The sequence below is a fragment of the uncultured Lutibacter sp. genome, from assembly GCF_937891065.1.
GTDB lineage: Bacteria > Bacteroidota > Bacteroidia > Flavobacteriales > Flavobacteriaceae > Lutibacter.
The window spans coordinates 1-19008 of record NZ_CALAEQ010000196.1 but is presented as its reverse complement, the minus strand read 5'-3'; the positions used below and the strand labels follow the sequence as shown (position 1 = coordinate 19008).

The following is a 19008-nucleotide window of genomic DNA, read 5'->3' as shown; positions in this document are numbered from 1 at the left end:
ATGTTTCTTGGTTTAAACCAACAAAATATACTGGTATTTGGTGGGAAATGCATTTAGGAAAATCTAGTTGGGATATGGCTTCTGGCAAACATGGAGCAACTACTGAAAATGCAAAAGCATTTATAGACTTTTCAGCAAAAAATAACATTGGAGCAGTATTGGTTGAAGGTTGGAATACAGGTTGGGAAAATTGGATTGGTTTTGAAGATAGAGAAGGAGTATTCGATTTTGTAACTCCATATCCAGATTATGATTTAAAAGAAGTGGTGCGTTATGGAAAGGAAAAGGGTGTTGAAATTGTGATGCATCACGAAACTTCTGCTGCAACTCAAACTTATGAAAAACAACAAGATACTGCTTATGCGTTAATGCAAAGTTTAGGAATTCACGCTGTAAAAACAGGTTATGTTGGAAAAATTCTTCCAAAAGGAGAATACCATCACGGGCAATATATGGTGAATCAATATAACAATGCTGTAATTAAGGCGGCAAAGTATCAAGTAGCAATTAATGCTCATGAACCTATTAAAGCAACTGGATTGCGAAGAACGTATCCTAATACTATTTCTAGAGAAGGTTTACGTGGACAAGAATTTAATGCTTGGTCTTCTGATGGAGGAAATCCGCCAGAACATTTATCAATTGTTGCGTTTACAAGAATGCTTGCTGGTCCAATAGATTATACACCAGGAATTTTTGATATTAAATTTGATAAATGGAAAAAAGACAATCAGGTAAATACAACCATTGCTCAACAATTAGCTTTGTATGTAGTTATTTATAGTCCGGTTCAAATGGCTGCAGATTTAATTGAAAATTATGAAGGAAATCCTGCGCTTCAGTTTATAAAAGATGTAGGTGTAGATTGGCAACAAACAAAAGTTTTGAATGGAGAAATTGGAGATTTTGTAACCATTGCGAGAAAAGAACGTAAAACAGATAATTGGTTTGTAGGTAGTATTACAGATGAAAATGCACGTGACTTAGAAATTGATTTTAGTTTTTTAGATGAAGGAATAACTTATGAAGCTACTATTTATGAAGATGCAGAAGATACACATTGGGATAAAAATCCGACAAGTTTAAATATTAGAAAATTACAAATTACAAATACATCAAAAGAGATATTACACTTGGCAGCAGGCGGTGGATTTGCAATTAGCTTAATTAAAAAATAAATAAAATGAAAAAAACACTTATTGGCAGTTTTGTAAGTCTATTTATTATTTTTGCCGCTTGTAATAAAGATAAAAAAGTAGCGGAAGAGACTATGGAAATTAAAAAAAATCATAAAGAAGTTGTATATCAGGTTTTTACACGTTTATTTGGTAATACAAATACCACAAATAAACCTTGGGGAACTATTGAAGAAAATGGCGTTGGAAAATTCAATGATTTTACTGATAAGGCGCTTCAAGAAATAAAAGATTTAGGTGTTACTTATATTTGGTATACAGGTGTGCCGCATCATGATGTGATTAGAGATTATACCGAATTTGGTATTTCAAACGATGATCCAGATGTAGTGAAGGGCCGAGCAGGTTCTCCATACGCTGTGAAAGATTATTACAATGTAAATCCAGATTTAGCTGTTGACCCTTCAAAAAGATTGGAAGAGTTTGAAGCTTTGATAGCGAGAACACATAAGATTGGAATGAAAGTAATTATTGATATTGTGCCTAATCACGTAGCAAGAAATTACCAAGGAAAAACCAATCCTGAAGGTGTGGAAGATTTTGGTGCGAGTGATGATAAAAATGTAGAATACGATAAAAATAATAACTTCTATTATATTCCAGGTCAGGATTTTGTAGTTCCTAACTGGCAAAATGATTACCAACCTTTAGGTGGAGAAATAAATGTGCTTTCAGACAGTAAATTTGAAGAAAAACCTGCAAAATGGACGGGTAATGGATCTCGTTTAGCACAACCAGATATTAATGATTGGTATGAAACGGTTAAAATTAATTATGGTGTAAGTCCTGATGGTAGAAAAGATTTTGATGAATTACCACAAGGTTTTGAAAATGAAAATTACAAAGCTCATTATGAGTTTTGGAAAGATAAAACAGTCCCTAGTTCTTGGGTTAAATTTAGAGATATTGCTTTATATTGGATAGACAAAGGAGTTGATGGTTTTCGTTATGATATGGCAGAAATGGTGCCGGTAGAATTTTGGAGTTATATGAATTCAGCTATTAAAATGAAAAATCCAGATGCTTTTCTTTTAGCAGAAGTTTACAATCCAGCTTTATACCGTGATTATATTTTTAAAGGAAAAATGGATTATTTGTATGATAAAGTTGCGTTATACGATTCTATAAAACACATTATGCAAGGCCACGGTTGGACAGATCACTTAGTCGGAGTTCAAAATGAAAAGACTGATATTGAGCATAATATGTTGCATTTTTTAGAAAATCATGATGAACAACGTATTGCAAGTGCAGAGTTTGCAAATTCAGCTGAAAAAGGAAAACCGGCAATGGTAGTTTCAGCAACTATAAGTACTTCACCTACAATGATATATTTTGGTCAGGAAGTTGGTGAACCTGGTGATGAAAATGCAGGTTTTGGATCTTCAACTCGTACCTCAATTTTTGATTATGTAGGTGTACCTCACCATCAACGTTGGATGAATGAAGGGAAGTTTGATGGAGCTAAATTATCAGAAAATGAAAGTAGTTTACGAGACTTTTACAAACGCTTACTTAATTTTAGCATTAATAGCAGCGCTTTAATGGGAGAATATAAGGAGATTCACTATTATAATAAAGACAATACGGAAAATTATAATCATCGTGTATTTTCATTTGTAAGATGGTCAGCTGAAGAAAAACTAATTATTATTTCCAATTTTGATGATAATGTAACCTATGATTTTGATTTAAAGATTCCAAAAGATATTATTTCTACTTGGAATTTAACAGATGGTACTTATAAGTTGACAGAACAATTAGATGGAGAATTGTCTTCAAATTTAACGGTTGAAAATGGAAAAGGTATTATAAAATTAAAATTAGAACCATTAGCTTCTTTAATTTTAAAATTAGGAGAATAGTAATAGTTTTATCAAAGTTTAAATTGATACTATTAAATGAATTTAGAATATAACAAACAAATTCCTTAAATATAAAATACTTATTCACTAAATTTGTTTTAAGGAATTGATATTAGGTATTTTAATTAAAAAAATAGAGTTCAAATAAGAACTCTATTTTTCGGATATTTAGCGAAATCGTTATAGTCGATATTGGTCATTTTTATAGGAAAAAAATCGATTTTAGAGTAATTTTGAGCAATATTTTTACCCTATGAATGAACCAATTGAAAAGATAGCAGTTTTAACATCAGGAGGTGATGCTCCAGGAATGAATGCAGCCATAAGAGCTGTTGTTAGAGCTTGCACTTATTATAGTGTTGAATGCGTGGGAGTTTATAGAGGATATCAAGGATTAATTGAAGGAGATTTTGAAACTTTAAATGCTCGACACGTAAGTAATATTATAAATAAAGGAGGAACGATTTTGAAATCGGCTCGTTCTTTAGAGTTTAAAACTGAAGAAGGTAGAGCGAAAGCTTACAAAAATTTAAAGGAACATGGTATTGGAGCACTGGTTCTTATTGGAGGAGATGGTACATTTACAGGTGGACTAAAATTTATGGAAGAGTATAATTTCCCACTTGTTGGTATTCCTGGAACTATTGATAATGATATTTACGGTACAGATAATACCATTGGATATGATACTGCTTTAAACACTGTAGTTGAGGTTATTGATAAAATACGTGACACAGCAAGTTCACATAACCGATTATTTTTTATTGAAGTAATGGGGCGTGACGCAGGTTTTATTGCATTAAATTCTGGGATTGGAGCAGGAGCTGAAGAAATACTAATCCCTGAAAAAAACTTAGGATTAGATAGATTGGTTGATTCTTTGAATAAAAGTAGAGCCAATGGAAAAACATCAAGTATTGTTGTTGTTTCTGAAGGAGATAAAATTGGAAAAACCGTTTTTGAACTCGCTGATTATATTACTGAGAATTTTCCAATCTATGATATTAGAGTATCAGTTTTAGGTCATATGCAACGTGGAGGTTCGCCTAGCTGCTTTGATAGAGTACTGGCAAGCAGATTAGGAGTAGCAGCTGTAGAAGCATTATTGGATAGAACTACGGGAGTTATGATTGGTATTACAAACAATCAAATATCAAAAGTTGAATTGGATAAGGCTATTAAAATGAATAATGACATAAATGAGGAGTTACTTAAAGTAGCTGAAATAACATCAATATAAAACAGAATAATAATTACAAATATTAAATATAAATTAGAATGGCAACAGTTAAAATAGGAATTAACGGATTTGGTAGAATTGGAAGAATAGCTTTTAGAGTAGCTGCAAGTAGACCAAATGTAGAAGTAGTAGGTATAAATGATTTGTTAGATGTTGAACATTTAGCATATTTATTAAAATACGATTCAGTTCACGGGAAATTCGATGGAACAATTGACGTAAAAAACGGTAACTTAGTTGTTAACGGTAAAGAAATTAGAATTAGTGCTGAACGTAACCCAGAAGATTTAAAATGGGATGCTGTAGGTGCTGAAATAGTACTTGATTGTACTGGGATTTTCACAAGCCTAGAAGGAGCTCAAAAGCATATTACTGCAGGAGCTAAAAAAGTTGCAATTTCTGCACCTTCTGCTGATGCACCAATGTTTGTAATGGGTGTAAATCATAAAAAAATTACTGCTGCTGATACAATTGTATCAAATGCGTCTTGTACAACAAACTGTTTAGCTCCTTTAGCTAAAGTAATTAACGATAACTTTGGAATTATTGAAGGGTTAATGACAACTGTACACGCAACAACTGCAACTCAATTAACTGTTGATGGTCCTTCAAGAAAAGACTGGAGAGGTGGTAGAAGTGCTTTAACAAACATAATTCCTTCTTCAACGGGTGCTGCAAAAGCTGTTGGAAAAGTTATTCCTGAATTAAATGGTTTGTTAACTGGAATGTCTTTCAGAATACCAACTGCTGATGTTTCTGTTGTTGATTTAACAGTGAGAACAAAAAAAGCTGCTACTTGGGCTGAAGTTAAGGCTGCATTAAAACATGCTTCTGAAAACGAATTAAAAGGTGTTTTAGGATATACTGATGAAGCTGTTGTTTCTCAAGATTTTGTTTCTGAACCAAGAACAAGTGTTTTTGATGCTGAAGCAAGTATTGCTTTAAATGATAATTTCTTTAAATTAGTATCTTGGTACGATAATGAGTTTGGTTATTCAACTAAATTAGTTGACTTAGCTGAATATATTTATTCAGTAAAATAATACAAATTTAATTCACAAAAAATGGTTTTAATTGCAGATGGAGGTTCAACCAAAGCTGATTGGATTTTAATCGATAAATCTGGAAAACAAATTTTTAAGACGAGAACAGAAGGTTTGAATCCTGAAATATTGAGTGAAAGTTTATTGAAAAATAGAATTCAAGAAAACCAAGATTTAATGAGTTGCAAAGAAAATGTAACGCATGTTTATTTTTATGGTGCAGGTTGTGGAACTGAAAGGTTAACATCCTTTTTAAAATCTACATTTGAATCATTTTTTGTGAATGCTAAAGTTGTTGTAAAAGAAGATACTTATGCAGCAGTATATGCTGTAACTTCTGAACCTGGGATTGTATGTATTTTAGGTACTGGGTCAAATAGTTGCTATTTTGATGGTGAAAATGTTGATGCTAGAGTGCCATCATTAGGCTATATTTTAATGGATGAAGCTAGTGGAAACTATTTTGGAAAAAAATTGATACGTGATTATTACTATAATAAAATGCCCAAAGATATTGCCAAAAAATTTGAAGAGCAATATAATTTAGATGCAGATACTATTAAAAGAAATATTTATAAAGAAGAAAATCCAAATGCATATTTGGCTCATTTTGCAGAATTTATTTTAAGAAATGAACGTAATTGTTATTTCAATAAAGTGCTACACAAAGGAATGAAGGATTTCTTTAAAAATAGAATATTACCATTTCCGGAATCAGCACAATTACCTGTTCATTTCGTGGGTTCAATAGCTTATTTTGCACAAGATATTATTAACGATGTAGCAAGATATCATATGATTAAAATTGGCAATATTGTGAGAAGACCAATTGATGGTTTAATTGAATATCACAGAAAACAATTAAAATTAGAGCAAGTCTAAAATACGTTCTAATTCCATACCACGAGATCCTTTAATTAGGATTGTAGTATTATCAATAGCTAAATTTTTGTTTGAAGTTTTAAAATCTTCAAAACTATCATAAATAAAAGCATTTTTTACATGAGTTGTAGAAAATGCTTTTCCTATTAAAAAAACCTTGTAAAAATTAAATGAGGTAGCTAATTCAGCAATTTTTTGATGTTCACTTTTACTTTCTTTTCCTAATTCGAACATATCACCTAAAAATATAATTTTAGAAGAATCTTTTAATTCATTAAAATTTTCAAGTGCTGCTTGCATACTAGTTGGATTTGCATTGTATGCATCTAAAATTATTTTAGAAGTCCCTTTTTCTATAATTTGAGAACGGTTATTTGTAGGAATATAGTTTTCAATACCATTTTTAATTGCCTCTTCTGAAATTTTAAAATAATTACCAATAGCTATTGCTGCTGCTATATTATTGAAATTATATTTTCCAATTAATTTACTTTCAATAATTGTATTTTTAAACTGAACTTTAACAAATGGATTGGCGTCAACAAATTGAATAGCGCTTTTATTGAATGAAATTGAATTAATTCCATTAGATTGTTTTACTTGTAATTCGTCATCAGAATTAACAAAAGCAAATCCTTTATTTTCTCTTAAAAAATCATAAAGTTCAGACTTTCCTTTAATAACGCCTTCAACACTGCCAAAACCTTCTAAATGTGCTTTTCCAAAGTTTGTAATATATCCAAAACTAGGCTCAGCTATTTTACATAAAAAATCAATTTCTTTTAAGTGATTTGCGCCCATTTCAACAATGCCAATTTCAGTAGATGGGGTCATTGCTAAAAGAGTAAGGGGCACACCAATATGATTGTTTAAATTACCAAAAGTAGCTGTTGTTCTATATTTTGTATTTAATACAGCATTTATTAATTCTTTAGTTGTTGTTTTGCCATTACTTCCTGTTAAAGAAATAATTGGAATATTGAGTTTTTGTCTATGAAAATTTGCTAATTGTTGTAGGGTTTCTAATACGTTGTCTACTAAAATGCAACTTTGATGAGTTTTGAATTCTTCTTCATCAATAATAGCGTAATTAGCACCATTTTTTAAAGCTTCAAGGGCAAATTTATTTCCATTAAAGTTTTCACCCTTTAGCGCAAAATAAATGCTTCCTTTTCTAACTTTTCTAGTGTCAGTATCTACTAAATAGGTCTCAGTATATAATTTGTATAATTGTTCAATATTCATAGTTTAAATATAAAAAAACCTCACTGAATATTCAATGAGGTTTCATATTATTTTAAATTATTCGATTAATATCTAATTTTTGTTGTTGTAGGTTTTCTTCTTTTAGGTGTCATAGTACCTAATCTGTCTGTAGCACAACGAAAACCAATATAGTTAGTTGCCATATATTCTGGTAAATATCTACGTTGAGCAGGATCTAACCAGTATTCTCTATCTTTCCATGAACCACCTTTGTAAACACGAGATTTATCACTTATTAAAGTCGTTCTTTTTTTAGTATCATATTGTTGCATTAATAAACCACTTTCACCAATGACTCTTGGTTTTATAGGCGAATTATACATCCTTGGCTTTGTTTCTAGTTCATCTTCATTTTTTGCGTAAAATTTGGTTGATCCCAAATCTCCATCTTTAGAATCAACATTATAAGCTTTTTCATAGTTGTTTCTCATGTAAGCATCTCGATCACTAATTGCGATGTATTTAATGCTTCCAGGTATGTTTTTTGGAACTACTTTACCATTGTCTAATGTATCGTATTCAATTGAAGCATCATCAACCATCACAACTTTTCCTTCAGAATCAATCATCTTTTTAGTGAAAATATTACCTCTAAAATAATTAAAGTCATTAGCATCATTATCCACAATTGGTCTATAAACATCAGCTACCCATTCTGCAACATTTCCAGACATGTCATAAAGACCAAATGCATTAGCATCATATTGTTTTACACGGTTTGTAATATCTGCACCATCATTACTCCAACCAGGAACACCACTATAATCTCCTTTTCCTTGTTTAAAATTGGCTAATTGATCTCCTTGTACTCTTTTATTTTTGTTACGAGTATATTTACTATCCCAAGCGTATTTCTTTCTCCCTCTAATATTGTTATATTCCCTTTGTTCTATAATTGCTTTTGCAGCATATTCCCATTCCGATTCAGTAGGTAATCTAAATTTAGGAGCTAAAAGGCCGTCAGTAACTTTTGCATGTCTTCCTGTAAAGGAACCTTTGGCGGGCTTAGGATCTCCTTTTTTTCTTAGTTTATTGGAAGGTAATCCTTTATTGAAAATAGTTGAATCTCCATTAAAAAGTAAATATGGATTTTCTAAATAAGTATCAGTATTAAAATTATTTTGCCCTTTTACTTCAAGTGAATCACTTTCAAATAATGGATTTAAAATACCTTTGTCCATTAATATTTTTTCATTAACTCTATCAGTCCTCCATTTACAATACTGGTTAGCTTGTATCCAACTTACACCAACAACAGGATAATCTGCATACGACGGATGTCTTAAGTAATTTTCTGTTAATAACTCATTAAAGCCTAAAACATCTCTCCAAACCAATGTGTCTGGAACAGCTGATAAATAAATATTTTTATAATTTTCATCACTAGGTGGAAAAACTTTTTCCATCCATTCTAAATAAAATAAATACTCAGAGTTTGTAACTTCAGATTCATCTAGGTAAAAAGAACGTACTTGTTGCTTTATGGGAGTTGTATTCCAATCAAACATAACATCATCTTGTACATGACCCATTGTAAAAGCACCTCCTTCAATTAAAACCATTCCTGGAGGAGATATTTGACCACGGTAATTTGTATTTGTGGAAAAACCTGCAGCTGCTTTATCCTTTGAATCCCAGCCGGTTAATACTGATTTGTCTCTAGAGTTTCTATTATGGCAACTAACAAATAATATAGTTGAAAAAGCGACTATTAAAATTCGTGTTACATTAAATAAATTTTTCATCTTCGTTTTTACGTATTAGGGTTTAATCTCTCGCAATTTACATTAAATAAATTTTTTCGCAAGAAATTATTTTAATAAAATATTTTATTATGTTTTTGTAACGATTGTTTTTGTTCTTTATTATATGTAATGTTGTATTTTTATAAAAATAACAATTAAAATTAACCGTTATTTAACCTATGAATCTCTTAAAGAAAAGCTTTTTAATATTATTTTTTATAGTTGGAAATTTGCTTTTTTCTCAACAAAATGAATTTAAAAATTTTCAACTAAAATGGATTGATAATGTTGACTTTAGCATAAATAAAGATTTTAAGATTAAAACGAGTTTAGTTGAAGGTAATTTTATTGATGAAAATTTAAATCCTTCTTTTTCTGAAATGTGGGAAGTTGCTGATGGACTTGACGTTAATAGCTATTCTATTAAAAATATTATTTTTGAAACTTTAACTAAAAATAGCACTGATTTATTAAAAACAAATTACATTCCCTTAGCACTTAATTATGAATTTAATATTGTAAAATCTAGAAATAAAACTGTTGCGATTTTAAATTTAATTCCATTTTTAAAAGAAGGAAATAACATCAAGAGAATTATTTCATTTGATTTAGAATATAATTTAGTAGCATCTAAAATAAATAGAAGTGCTAAAAATTCTTCAGTTAAAAACTCGGTGCTAGCTTCAGGCATTTGGTATAAATTTGCAATTGACACATCAGGTGTTTATAAATTGGATAGAGATTTTATGGAGAGTTTAGGAATTGATATGAAATCATTAAATCCTAAAAATATCAAAATCTATGGAAATGGTGGGCAAATGCTTCCATTTAAAAATAGTGACTTCAGATTTGATGGATTACAAGAAAATGCTATTTATGTAAAAGGTGAAGAAGATAACAGTTTTGATAGTAATGATTATGTGCTGTTTTATGCAAAAGGTCCTCATAATTGGAAAAATGTTGAAAGTAGTAATTTAAATGAGGTTGAACATCAATTCAATATTTTTTCAGATGAATCTTATTATTTTATTACTATTGCTGATTCTCAGGGAAAAAGAATTTTAGATAATACACAAATTTCTGCTGCTGCAAACCAACAAATAACAACATTTCATGACTATACTTTTTTCGAAAAAGATGAAGTTAATATGTTTGCGATTGGTCAACAATGGTTTGGTGATAATTATAGTATAGAAAATGTTCAAGAGTATTTTATACCTTTTACTAATATAGATGCTTCAGAAAATATTATTGTGAGAGCTAGAGGTGTAGCTGAATCATCAGTTGCTTCACAAATGCAAGTTGAAGTAAACAACCAATCTTTATTTACAATTAATTTACCTGCTAATGGAGGATTAACAAAAGCTGTAGCAAATAAAAATAGCGGAGCATTCCAATTTTCGGGAAATTCGGTTCCTATTAAAATATCGTATAATAATAATGGTAATCCTTCAGCAAAAGCATATTTAGATTATATTGAAGTTTTAGGAAAGAAAAAGTTAATTGCCTCAGGAAAACAATTTTCTTTTCGAAATTTTGATATCACTAATTCATCAGGTGTTTTTGAATATGTTATTGAAAATTCATCAAATATAAATTGGATTTGGGATGTGACAGATGCTCAGAATTCTAAAAATGTTTTAAATGAAGCTGTAGGTTCTAATTTTACATTTAAAATTAACGGAGGAGCGTTTAAAGAGTTTATAGTTGTAAATGAAATTGATTTTTATACTCCTAAAATTATAGAAAATGCTAAAATACCAAATCAAAACTTACATAGTTTAAGAGATATAGACTACGTAATTATTACGCAAGATTTTTTAGCAGACCAGGCACAACGTTTGGCAAATTACCACATTCAAAACTCTAATTTAAATGTCCAAGTTATTTCATTAAATCAAATTTATAACGAATTTTCTTCGGGCTCACAAGATATTTCAGCAATTAGAGATTTTGTAAAACATTTGTATGATAATGCAACAACCAACCAACTAAAATACGTGTGTTTGTTTGGTGATGCATCTTACGACTATAAAGATAGAATAGGAGGAAATAACAATATAGTACCGGTTTTTGAAGCCTTTGATAGTTTTAATTTAGCAACATCTTATGTTACAGATGACTTTTATGGAATGATGGATGCCAATGAAGGGGAAATGAATTCTTTTGAAAGACAAGATGTTGTTACGGGTAGAATACCAGTTTCAGATATTTTACAAGCTGAACAAGTGGTTGATAAAATTTTGAATTATTACAACCCAAAAGCATTTGGAGATTGGCGTACTCAAATTACGTTAGTTGCAGATGATATTGATTCAGCTGGAGAGGAAATATTACAAATTGAAATGGAAAAAATTGCAGATACTATTTCAGTTAACAAACCCATTTTTAATTTAAAAAAAGTGTATATGGATGCATATGCACAACAAACTTCTTCAGGAGGGAACAGATATCCAACAGTAAATACCGAAATTTCAAATCAAGTAGAAAAGGGAACTGTTTTAGTAGATTATTTTGGACATGGAGGAGAAGATGGTTGGGCTGCTGAAAGAATTTTAGAAGTTTCACAAATCCAAAATTGGAAAAATGAATTTAAATTACCATTATTTATTACAGTAACATGTGAATTTTCTCGATTTGACAATCCGTTAAGAAAAACAGCTGGTGAATTTTTGTTTTGGAATGAAAATGGAGGAGCTTCATCATTAATTTCAACTACAAGAGAAGTTTTTATTAGTGTTGGTGAGGTTTTAAATGAACGCTTAATAAAACCACTGTTAAATTTTAATGATGAAAATTATTCAATTGCAGAGTCTTTAATGAATGTTAAGAATCAATTTTCTACATCACAACGTTATTTTGTGTATTCCATAGGAGATCCAGCAATGAAGCTTAGTTTGCCAAGCCCAACTATTAAAATCACTAAAATGAATGGAGTGAATATTACACAATCTTTAGATACTATTAAAGCGCTATCATATGTTAATTTTGAAGGTGAAATCACCAATTCAATAGGTGAAATCTTAAACGATTTTGAAGGAGAATTAGACGTTACAGTTTATGATAAGTCTATAAATAAAACCACTTTAGATAATGATAATAGGAATATTACCATGCAGTTTGATGCTATTGAGAGTAAAATATTTAAAGGAAGGTCAAAAGTTGAATCTGGAAAATTTAGTTTTGATTTTGTTGCACCAAGAGATATAAAAGTAGCTTATGGAAAGGGGAAACTTAGTTTTTATGCATCTAATAATAGCATAGATAAAGCAGGATATAATTTTGACGTAACCATAGGAGGAATAAATGTGGATGCACCTGAAGATAATACAGGCCCGATAGTTCAATTATACATGAATGATTTAAATTTTGTTGATGGAGGCAGTACTAATGAATCGCCTTTGTTTATTGCCGTATTAGAAGATGAAAGCGGTATTAACACCTCAATCACTGCTGTAGATCACGACATTATTGCAATTTTAGATGGAGATCAGGCTAATCCAATACTTTTAAACGATTTTTATCGAACTGAATTAAATGATTATAAAAAGGGAAAAGTAAATTACCAATTTAGAAATTTATCAACAGGATTACATTCTTTAACTTTAAAAGTTTGGGATACTTACAATAATTTATCAGAAACAACGTTTTCTTTTTTTATAGTTGATGATAGTGATTTTGTTTTAAGCAATGTGCTTAATTACCCAAATCCTTTTGTTAATTATACAGAATTTTGGTTCAATCATAATAAACCAAATGAGCTGTTAAATGTTCAAATTCAAATTTTTACAGTGTCCGGTAAATTAGTAAAGACTATTAATGAAACCGTGCAAACTGAAGGTAATTTATCAAGAACAATAGCTTGGAATGGTTTAGATGATTTTGGTTCAAAAATAGGAAAAGGAGTCTATGTTTATAAATTGAAAGTTAAGTCGCTTAATACTAGCGCTAAAGCAGAAAAAATAGAAAAATTAGTAATACTTCAATAATAAATTAAGATATTTGTTCAGTTAAATTAACCCAATTAATGAGAAAATTAACCACATTAGTACTTATTTTTTTAGTAGCATTTTCAAAATTGAATGCTCAAGCAACACAAAACACAATAACTACTGCAGCCCCATTTTTATTAATAGCACCTGATGCACGTTCGGGAGGTATGGGAGATATTGGTGTAGCAACATCACCAGATGCAAATTCACAGCATTGGAATGCTTCAAAATTCGCATTTATGCCTTCGCAATATACTTTAGGAATCGTGTATACTCCTTGGTTGCGTGAGCTTACAAATGATGTTTTTTTAGGAGGGTTTTCATTTGCTAATAAAATTGATGATAGAAGTGCCTGGGCAACTAGTTTAAAATATTTTAATTTAGGTCAAATAGACTTAACTGATATTAATGGAGCCCCTGAAGGAACTGAAAAATTAAATGAATTTTCATTAGACGCTTCCTACTCTTTAAAACTTAGTGAAACCTATGCTATGGGAGTTACCATGCGTTATATTCGTTCAGATTTAGGTATTGAATCTGCAAATTCAACTATTAAACCAGTAAGTACATTTGCGGTAGATATTTCAGGATATTTTCAATCTGAGGAAAAAAATTATGGAAACTTCAATGGTGTTTGGAGAGGTGGTTATAATATTTCTAACATAGGACCGAAAGTGTCTTACACAGATGACGGACAAGATAATTTTATACCTACCAACTTAAAAATTGGAGGAGGTTTTGATTTTATTTTGGATAGCTACAATAAAGTAAGTGTAAATTTAGAATTTAATAAATTATTAATTCCTACCCCAAGCATCTCATTAAATGATGATGGAGAAGCTCCATATTTTCAAGAAGATGTGAGCTTTGTTAGTGGAATTTTCTCATCTTTCGGAGATGCGCCAGGTGGTTTTAGTGAAGAACTTAAAGAAGTAACTTGGGCTTTAGGAGCTGAATATATGTATGATAATTCTTTTGCTATTAGAGCAGGGTATTTTAATGAAAGTGATTTAAAAGGAGCGCGTAAATATTTTACAATTGGTTCAGGATTTAAATTTAAAAGTTCAAAACTTGATATTTCTTATTTGTTTAATGCTTCAGATATTAACAACCCTTTAGAAAATACACTTCGTTTTTCGTTGTCATTTGATTTTGGGCAATTGTTTGAAATTAATTAAAGAACATAATAATTTTTAATGAAAAAAGTTGAAATAAAAACTCAAATTACTGTGTTTGATTCTATTGAAGAACTTTCAAATTCAGTAAAAAATTTAATGAATAAAGCTATTGAAGCTAAACAGAATGCATATGCACCATATTCCAATTTTAAGGTAGGAGCAGCATTTCTATTAGAAGATGGAACGATAGTAACAGGAAACAATCAAGAAAACGCAGCATACCCTTCTGGAATCTGTGCTGAACGCGTTGCAATTTGGAAAGTATCTTCTGAATACCCAAATCTTAAAATCTTAAAATTAGCAATTACAGCAAGTTCATCAAGTCAATTAACAAAAGAACCTGTTGCACCTTGTGGGGCTTGCAGACAAACTTTATCTGAATACGAATTAAAGCAGAAAGATAAAGTTGAAGTGTATTTTATGGGAGAAGTTGGTAAGGTTATTAAAACGAATTCTATTTTAGACTTATTACCAATTGCTTTCGATAAATCTTTTTTGTAAATAACTTATTTATGAAAAATGATATAAGGAATAGAGACGATATTTATTTACTGGTGAAAGAGTTTTATGTGAGGCTAATGAATGATAAATTAGTATCTCATTTTTTCGAAGATTTCACTGATCCAATTCTTTTGGAAGAGCATTTGCAAACCTTAGTTGATTTTTGGGATAATGTATTGTTTTATTCCGGTGGGTATCGTAAAAATGCAATGCTTCCACACCTAAAATTACACAACACAAAACCTTTCAATTCAACACACTTTAAGTGCTGGTTATCAAACTTTAACCTAACTATTGATGAGTTGTTTGAAGGGGAGATGGCACATACTGCAAAGACCAGAGCTTTGTCGATAGCCACCGTAATGGAAATTAAAATTAATGAGTTAAAAAAATAAGGCTTGTTAAATTTGAACACTAATTTTTTATAATGAAAATACAATCAATAATTACAGGTGTTGGAAGTTATATTCCAAGAGTAATTAAAAAGAATTCAGATTTTTTAACAAATAAATTCTTAAATGAAGACGGCTCTTTAATGGAGTATGAAAATGAAGTTGTTATTGAGAAATTTCAAGCTATAACGGGAATTGAAGAAAGACGTTATGCTGAGTTAGATTTAACATCGTCAGATTTGGCATATTTTGCGGCTAAAAAAGCCATTGAAGATGCAAATATTGATCCTGAACAATTAGATTATATAATTTTAGCCCATAATTTTGGAGATGTAAAAAGTTCCTCAATTCAGAGCGATATTTTACCAAGTTTAGCTTCAAGAGTTAAGCACAATTTAAAAATTAAGAATCCAAATTGTGTAGCTTACGATATCCTATTTGGTTGTCCAGGATGGATTCAAGGTGTGATACAAGCTGAAGCTTATATAAAATCGGGTATTGCAAAGAAATGCTTGGTTATTGGAACAGAAACTTTATCAAGAGTCTTAGATCCTTTTGATAGGGATTCAATGATATATTCAGATGGTGCAGGTGCTTGTGTAGTTGAAGCTATTGAAAGTGATGTTTCACTGGGAATTTTAAGTCATATAGCTCAAACAGATACTATAGACGAATGTAATTACTTATTTTTCGGAAAATCATTTAATAAAAACGAAAATAATGATACTCGTTATATAAAAATGTACGGCCGTAAAATTTATGAATATGCTTTAAATAATGTTCCAACAGCTATGAAATCTGCACTAGATAAAAGCGGTGTTGATATTTTGGATGTTAAAAAAGTATTCATTCATCAAGCAAATGAAAAAATGGATGAGGCTATTATTAAACGTTTTTATCGTTTGTACAAAACAAAACTTCCTGAAGGTATTATGCCTATGAGCATTCACAAATTAGGAAATAGTTCAGTTGCAACAGTTCCAACACTATTTGATTTAGTGAAAAGAGGTAAAATTGAAAATCAAGAAATTAATAAAGGTGACGTTGTTATTTTTGCTTCTGTTGGAGCGGGAATGAATATAAATGCAATTGTATATAGATATTAATAGGATTTAAAAGACTAAAAAGGCTTCAAATGAAGCCTTTTTTTATTTCAAAAAAGTAGTAGTTCTAATGGTTTGTATTAAATTTATATTTATTAAAGATAATAGGTAGTTTTAATTTAATATTTTAGCAAAAACAAATTTAAATGAATTATTTAAAGCATATAGGAAAGTACTTTATTATGCTAAGACAAGTTTTTAAAAAACCCCAGAAATGGTCAGTTTTTAGAGAACTATTATTCAGAGAAATTGATGATTTAGGGTTAAAGTCAATGGGTATTATAATGTTTATTTCCTTTTTTGTTGGAGGTGTTGTCGCTATACAAACAGCATTAAATGTTGATAGTCCATTTATACCTAAGTATTTAATTGGTTTTGCAACAAAACGAGGTATTATTTTAGAATTTGCACCAACATTTATGTCAATTATATTGGCTGGGAAAGTAGGTTCTTATATTACTTCAAGTATGGGAACAATGAGAGTTACAGAACAAATTGATGCTTTAGAAGTTATGGGAATTAATTCTTTAAACTACTTAGTTTTACCTAAAATACTAGCAGCTTTATTCTTTTATCCAATTCTAATATTGTTGTCTATGTTTATGGGTATTATTGGAGGGTATTATGCAGGGTTGTTAACCGATTTATTTTATAGTGAAGATTATATTTATGGGATTCAACTAGATTTTGACCCTTATTATATAAAATACGCCTTAACAAAAGCAGTAGTTTTTGCTTTTGTAATTACTACCATACCAGCCTATCATGGCTTTTATGTAAAAGGTGGTTCACTAGAAGTTGGTAGAGCAAGTACCAAAGCTGTTGTATGGACAAGTATAGTCATAATATTATTGAATTATTTTTTAACTCAAATGCTTTTAGGATAAATGATTGAAGTTAAAGATTTATATAAGGAATTTAATGGGTCAACCGTTTTAAAAGGTATTTCTACTACTTTTGAAAAGGGGAAAACTAATATGATAATTGGTCAAAGTGGATCAGGTAAAACAGTTTTTTTAAAATGTTTGCTAGGATTACACATCCCTGAAAAAGGAATAATTTCTTTTGATGGAAGAATACAAAGTGAATTAGGAATAAAAGAACGTAGGCAATTAAGGCAGGATATGGGAATGGTTTTTCAAGGAGGAGCATTATTTGATTCGCTAACAATTGAAGAAAATATACTATTTCCTTTAAAAATGTTTACAGATAAATCTAAGTCTGAAATGTTAGATCGTGTAAATGCTGTTTTAAATAGAGTTAAGCTAGAAAATGTAAATAATAAATTTCCAGCTGAACTTTCTGGAGGAATGCAAAAACGTGTAGCAATTGCCAGAGCAATTGTGATGAACCCCAAATACTTATTTTGTGATGAGCCTAATTCTGGTTTAGATCCAAGAACCGCAACTGTAATTGATAATTTAATACAAGAAATTACAGATGAATACCAAATTATAACCATAATTAATTCACATGATATGAATTCTGTGATGGAAATAGGAGAAAAAATTATTTTTTTAAAGAATGGTATAAATGCTTGGGAAGGTACCAATGAAGAGATATTTGAAACTGAAAATGAGGCGGTTGTAGAATTCGTTTATTCTTCAAATTTATTCAAGAAAGTAAGGGAAGCATATTTAAGTAAAACAAAATAAAAAAGAAGTTTGTTTTATTAAAATATACTATTATATTTGCACCCCATTAAAATGGGAAAATTGACCTGGTAGCTCAGTTGGTAGAGCACCTCCCTTTTAAGGAGGTGGTCCTGGGTTCGAGCCCCAGCCAGGTCACAAGATTTCTCTAAATTTAGGAGAAGTTTTTTTTTGAAATTCTGGTGAGATACTCAAGTGGCCAACGAGGGCAGACTGTAAATCTGCTGCGCAAGCTTCGAAGGTTCGAATCCTTCTCTCACCACAAAAAAACCTCAAACAACTGTGTTTGAGGTTTTTTTATATAATTTAATAAAAATGTTTAACATAAATTTATTTATGTTAAACAAAAAATGTAATTTTGTTAAAATTTAGATGATAGAGGATGATAAAAAAAGTTAGTTTGTGTTTGTTTTTATTAAGCCAAATAGTTGGATTTTCACAAAATATAGGAACATTAAAAGGAAAAGTTATTGATATACAAACAAGAGCTAGTTTGCCTTTTGTAAATGTTATTGTGATTGGAACAGATATTGGTGCAATTTCAAATGAAAATGGTGATTTTGTTATTAAGAATGTTCCTTTGGGATATGTGAAGGTTCAAGCTTCTTTTTTAGGCTATTCAATAGCTGTGTCAGAAGATTATTTGGTGACAAATGATAAAAATCCATATATTTTCATAGAATTATTGGAAGATAATGAGCAGTTAGATGAAGTTGTTGTTCAAAGTAAGTTGTTTAAAAAAACAATTGAAAGTCCACTCTCTGTTCAAACTTTAGGAATTGCAGAAATTGAAAAAAACCCTGGCGGCAATAGAGATATTTTAAAAGTAATTCAATCTTTACCAGGTGTTGCTTCTAATCCAGGTTTTAGAAATGATATCATTATTAGAGGTGGATCGCCTTCTGAAAATAAATTTTATTTAGATGGAATTGAAGTTCCTGTTATTAATCATT

15 protein-coding genes and 2 tRNA genes are annotated in these 19008 nt (G+C 30.2%); 15 read left to right on the top strand and 2 right to left on the bottom strand.

All coding sequences use genetic code 11. The features are described from left to right. The 5 genes from Q0352_RS10890 to Q0352_RS10870 form a co-directional block, all read left to right on the top strand. A partial coding sequence (locus Q0352_RS10890; RefSeq protein WP_299527409.1) for a glycoside hydrolase family 97 catalytic domain-containing protein occupies positions 1 to 1178 on the top strand: 1178 nt, incomplete at its 5' end. A gap of 5 nt (positions 1179 to 1183) precedes the next feature. Beyond that, complete coding sequence (locus Q0352_RS10885) at positions 1184 to 3061, top strand: alpha-amylase family glycosyl hydrolase (protein ID WP_299527408.1); 1878 nt, start codon at positions 1184 to 1186, stop codon at positions 3059 to 3061. A gap of 253 nt (positions 3062 to 3314) precedes the next feature. Beyond that, positions 3315 to 4301: a 6-phosphofructokinase gene (pfkA, locus tag Q0352_RS10880; protein ID WP_299527407.1), complete on the top strand. Its 987-nt coding sequence runs from the start codon at positions 3315 to 3317 to the stop codon at positions 4299 to 4301. Positions 4302 to 4339: 38 nt separating this feature from the next. Beyond that, positions 4340 to 5344, top strand: coding sequence for a type I glyceraldehyde-3-phosphate dehydrogenase (gene gap / locus Q0352_RS10875; RefSeq protein ID WP_299527405.1), 1005 nt, complete (start codon positions 4340 to 4342; stop codon positions 5342 to 5344). Positions 5345 to 5365: 21 nt separating this feature from the next. Then, the gene (locus Q0352_RS10870; RefSeq protein WP_299527403.1) at positions 5366 to 6226 is read left to right on the top strand and encodes a BadF/BadG/BcrA/BcrD ATPase family protein; all 861 of its coding nucleotides are present in this window, start codon (positions 5366 to 5368) and stop codon (positions 6224 to 6226) included. Here Q0352_RS10870 and murF read toward each other — a convergent pair. Together murF and gldJ are read right to left on the bottom strand one after the other, a co-directional pair. Continuing rightward, complete coding sequence (gene murF, locus Q0352_RS10865) at positions 6212 to 7471, bottom strand: UDP-N-acetylmuramoyl-tripeptide--D-alanyl-D-alanine ligase (protein WP_299527400.1); 1260 nt, start codon at positions 7469 to 7471, stop codon at positions 6212 to 6214. The genes Q0352_RS10870 and murF overlap by 15 nt on opposite strands. 65 nt (positions 7472 to 7536) lie before the next feature. Next, the gene (gldJ, locus tag Q0352_RS10860; RefSeq protein ID WP_299527398.1) at positions 7537 to 9237 is read right to left on the bottom strand and encodes a gliding motility lipoprotein GldJ; all 1701 of its coding nucleotides are present in this window, start codon (positions 9235 to 9237) and stop codon (positions 7537 to 7539) included. Positions 9238 to 9416: 179 nt separating this feature from the next. Here gldJ and porU point away from each other — a divergent pair, with 179 nt between their 5' ends. The 10 genes from porU to Q0352_RS10810 form a co-directional block, all read left to right on the top strand. After that, entirely contained in the window at positions 9417 to 13226 is a 3810-nt protein-coding gene (porU, locus tag Q0352_RS10855; RefSeq protein WP_299527396.1) for a type IX secretion system sortase PorU, read from the top strand. Positions 13227 to 13264: 38 nt separating this feature from the next. Next, on the top strand, positions 13265 to 14407 hold the full coding sequence (gene porV / locus Q0352_RS10850) for a type IX secretion system outer membrane channel protein PorV (RefSeq protein WP_299527394.1): 1143 nt from the start codon (positions 13265 to 13267) through the stop codon (positions 14405 to 14407). Between the two features lie 18 nt (positions 14408 to 14425). Then, positions 14426 to 14908 (top strand): cytidine deaminase, encoded by a 483-nt coding sequence (gene cdd / locus Q0352_RS10845; protein ID WP_299527392.1) that lies wholly within the window; start codon positions 14426 to 14428, stop codon positions 14906 to 14908. Between the two features lie 11 nt (positions 14909 to 14919). After that, entirely contained in the window at positions 14920 to 15303 is a 384-nt protein-coding gene (locus Q0352_RS10840; protein ID WP_299527390.1) for a group III truncated hemoglobin, read from the top strand. 32 nt (positions 15304 to 15335) lie between these two features. Next, positions 15336 to 16406, top strand: a complete 1071-nt coding sequence (locus Q0352_RS10835) for a 3-oxoacyl-ACP synthase III family protein (protein WP_299527388.1) — start codon at positions 15336 to 15338, stop codon at positions 16404 to 16406. A 143-nt stretch (positions 16407 to 16549) separates the two neighbouring features. After that, positions 16550 to 17290, top strand: coding sequence for an ABC transporter permease (locus tag Q0352_RS10830; RefSeq protein ID WP_299527386.1), 741 nt, complete (start codon positions 16550 to 16552; stop codon positions 17288 to 17290). Continuing rightward, positions 17291 to 18058 (top strand): ABC transporter ATP-binding protein, encoded by a 768-nt coding sequence (locus Q0352_RS10825; RefSeq protein WP_299527384.1) that lies wholly within the window; start codon positions 17291 to 17293, stop codon positions 18056 to 18058. Positions 18059 to 18120: 62 nt separating this feature from the next. Further along, a tRNA-Lys gene (locus Q0352_RS10820) sits at positions 18121 to 18193 on the top strand. A gap of 43 nt (positions 18194 to 18236) precedes the next feature. Further along, positions 18237 to 18317: transfer RNA gene (locus tag Q0352_RS10815), tRNA-Tyr, on the top strand. Between the two features lie 120 nt (positions 18318 to 18437). Then, the coding region (locus Q0352_RS10810) for a carboxypeptidase-like regulatory domain-containing protein (protein WP_299527382.1) at positions 18438 to 19008 on the top strand (571 nt) is incomplete at its 3' end.

Coding starts and splice junctions, on each gene's coding strand:
- Q0352_RS10840 (WP_299527390.1), top strand. CDS start 14,920: ATGAAAAATGATATAAGGAATAGAGACGATATTTATTTACTGGTGAAA.
- Q0352_RS10835 (WP_299527388.1), top strand. CDS start 15,336: ATGAAAATACAATCAATAATTACAGGTGTTGGAAGTTATATTCCAAGA.
- cdd (WP_299527392.1), top strand. CDS start 14,426: ATGAAAAAAGTTGAAATAAAAACTCAAATTACTGTGTTTGATTCTATT.
- Q0352_RS10825 (WP_299527384.1), top strand. CDS start 17,291: ATGATTGAAGTTAAAGATTTATATAAGGAATTTAATGGGTCAACCGTT.
- gldJ (WP_299527398.1), bottom strand. CDS start 9,237: ATGAAAAATTTATTTAATGTAACACGAATTTTAATAGTCGCTTTTTCA.
- porU (WP_299527396.1), top strand. CDS start 9,417: ATGAATCTCTTAAAGAAAAGCTTTTTAATATTATTTTTTATAGTTGGA.
- gap (WP_299527405.1), top strand. CDS start 4,340: ATGGCAACAGTTAAAATAGGAATTAACGGATTTGGTAGAATTGGAAGA.
- Q0352_RS10870 (WP_299527403.1), top strand. CDS start 5,366: ATGGTTTTAATTGCAGATGGAGGTTCAACCAAAGCTGATTGGATTTTA.
- porV (WP_299527394.1), top strand. CDS start 13,265: ATGAGAAAATTAACCACATTAGTACTTATTTTTTTAGTAGCATTTTCA.
- Q0352_RS10830 (WP_299527386.1), top strand. CDS start 16,550: ATGAATTATTTAAAGCATATAGGAAAGTACTTTATTATGCTAAGACAA.
- pfkA (WP_299527407.1), top strand. CDS start 3,315: ATGAATGAACCAATTGAAAAGATAGCAGTTTTAACATCAGGAGGTGAT.
- murF (WP_299527400.1), bottom strand. CDS start 7,471: ATGAATATTGAACAATTATACAAATTATATACTGAGACCTATTTAGTA.
- Q0352_RS10885 (WP_299527408.1), top strand. CDS start 1,184: ATGAAAAAAACACTTATTGGCAGTTTTGTAAGTCTATTTATTATTTTT.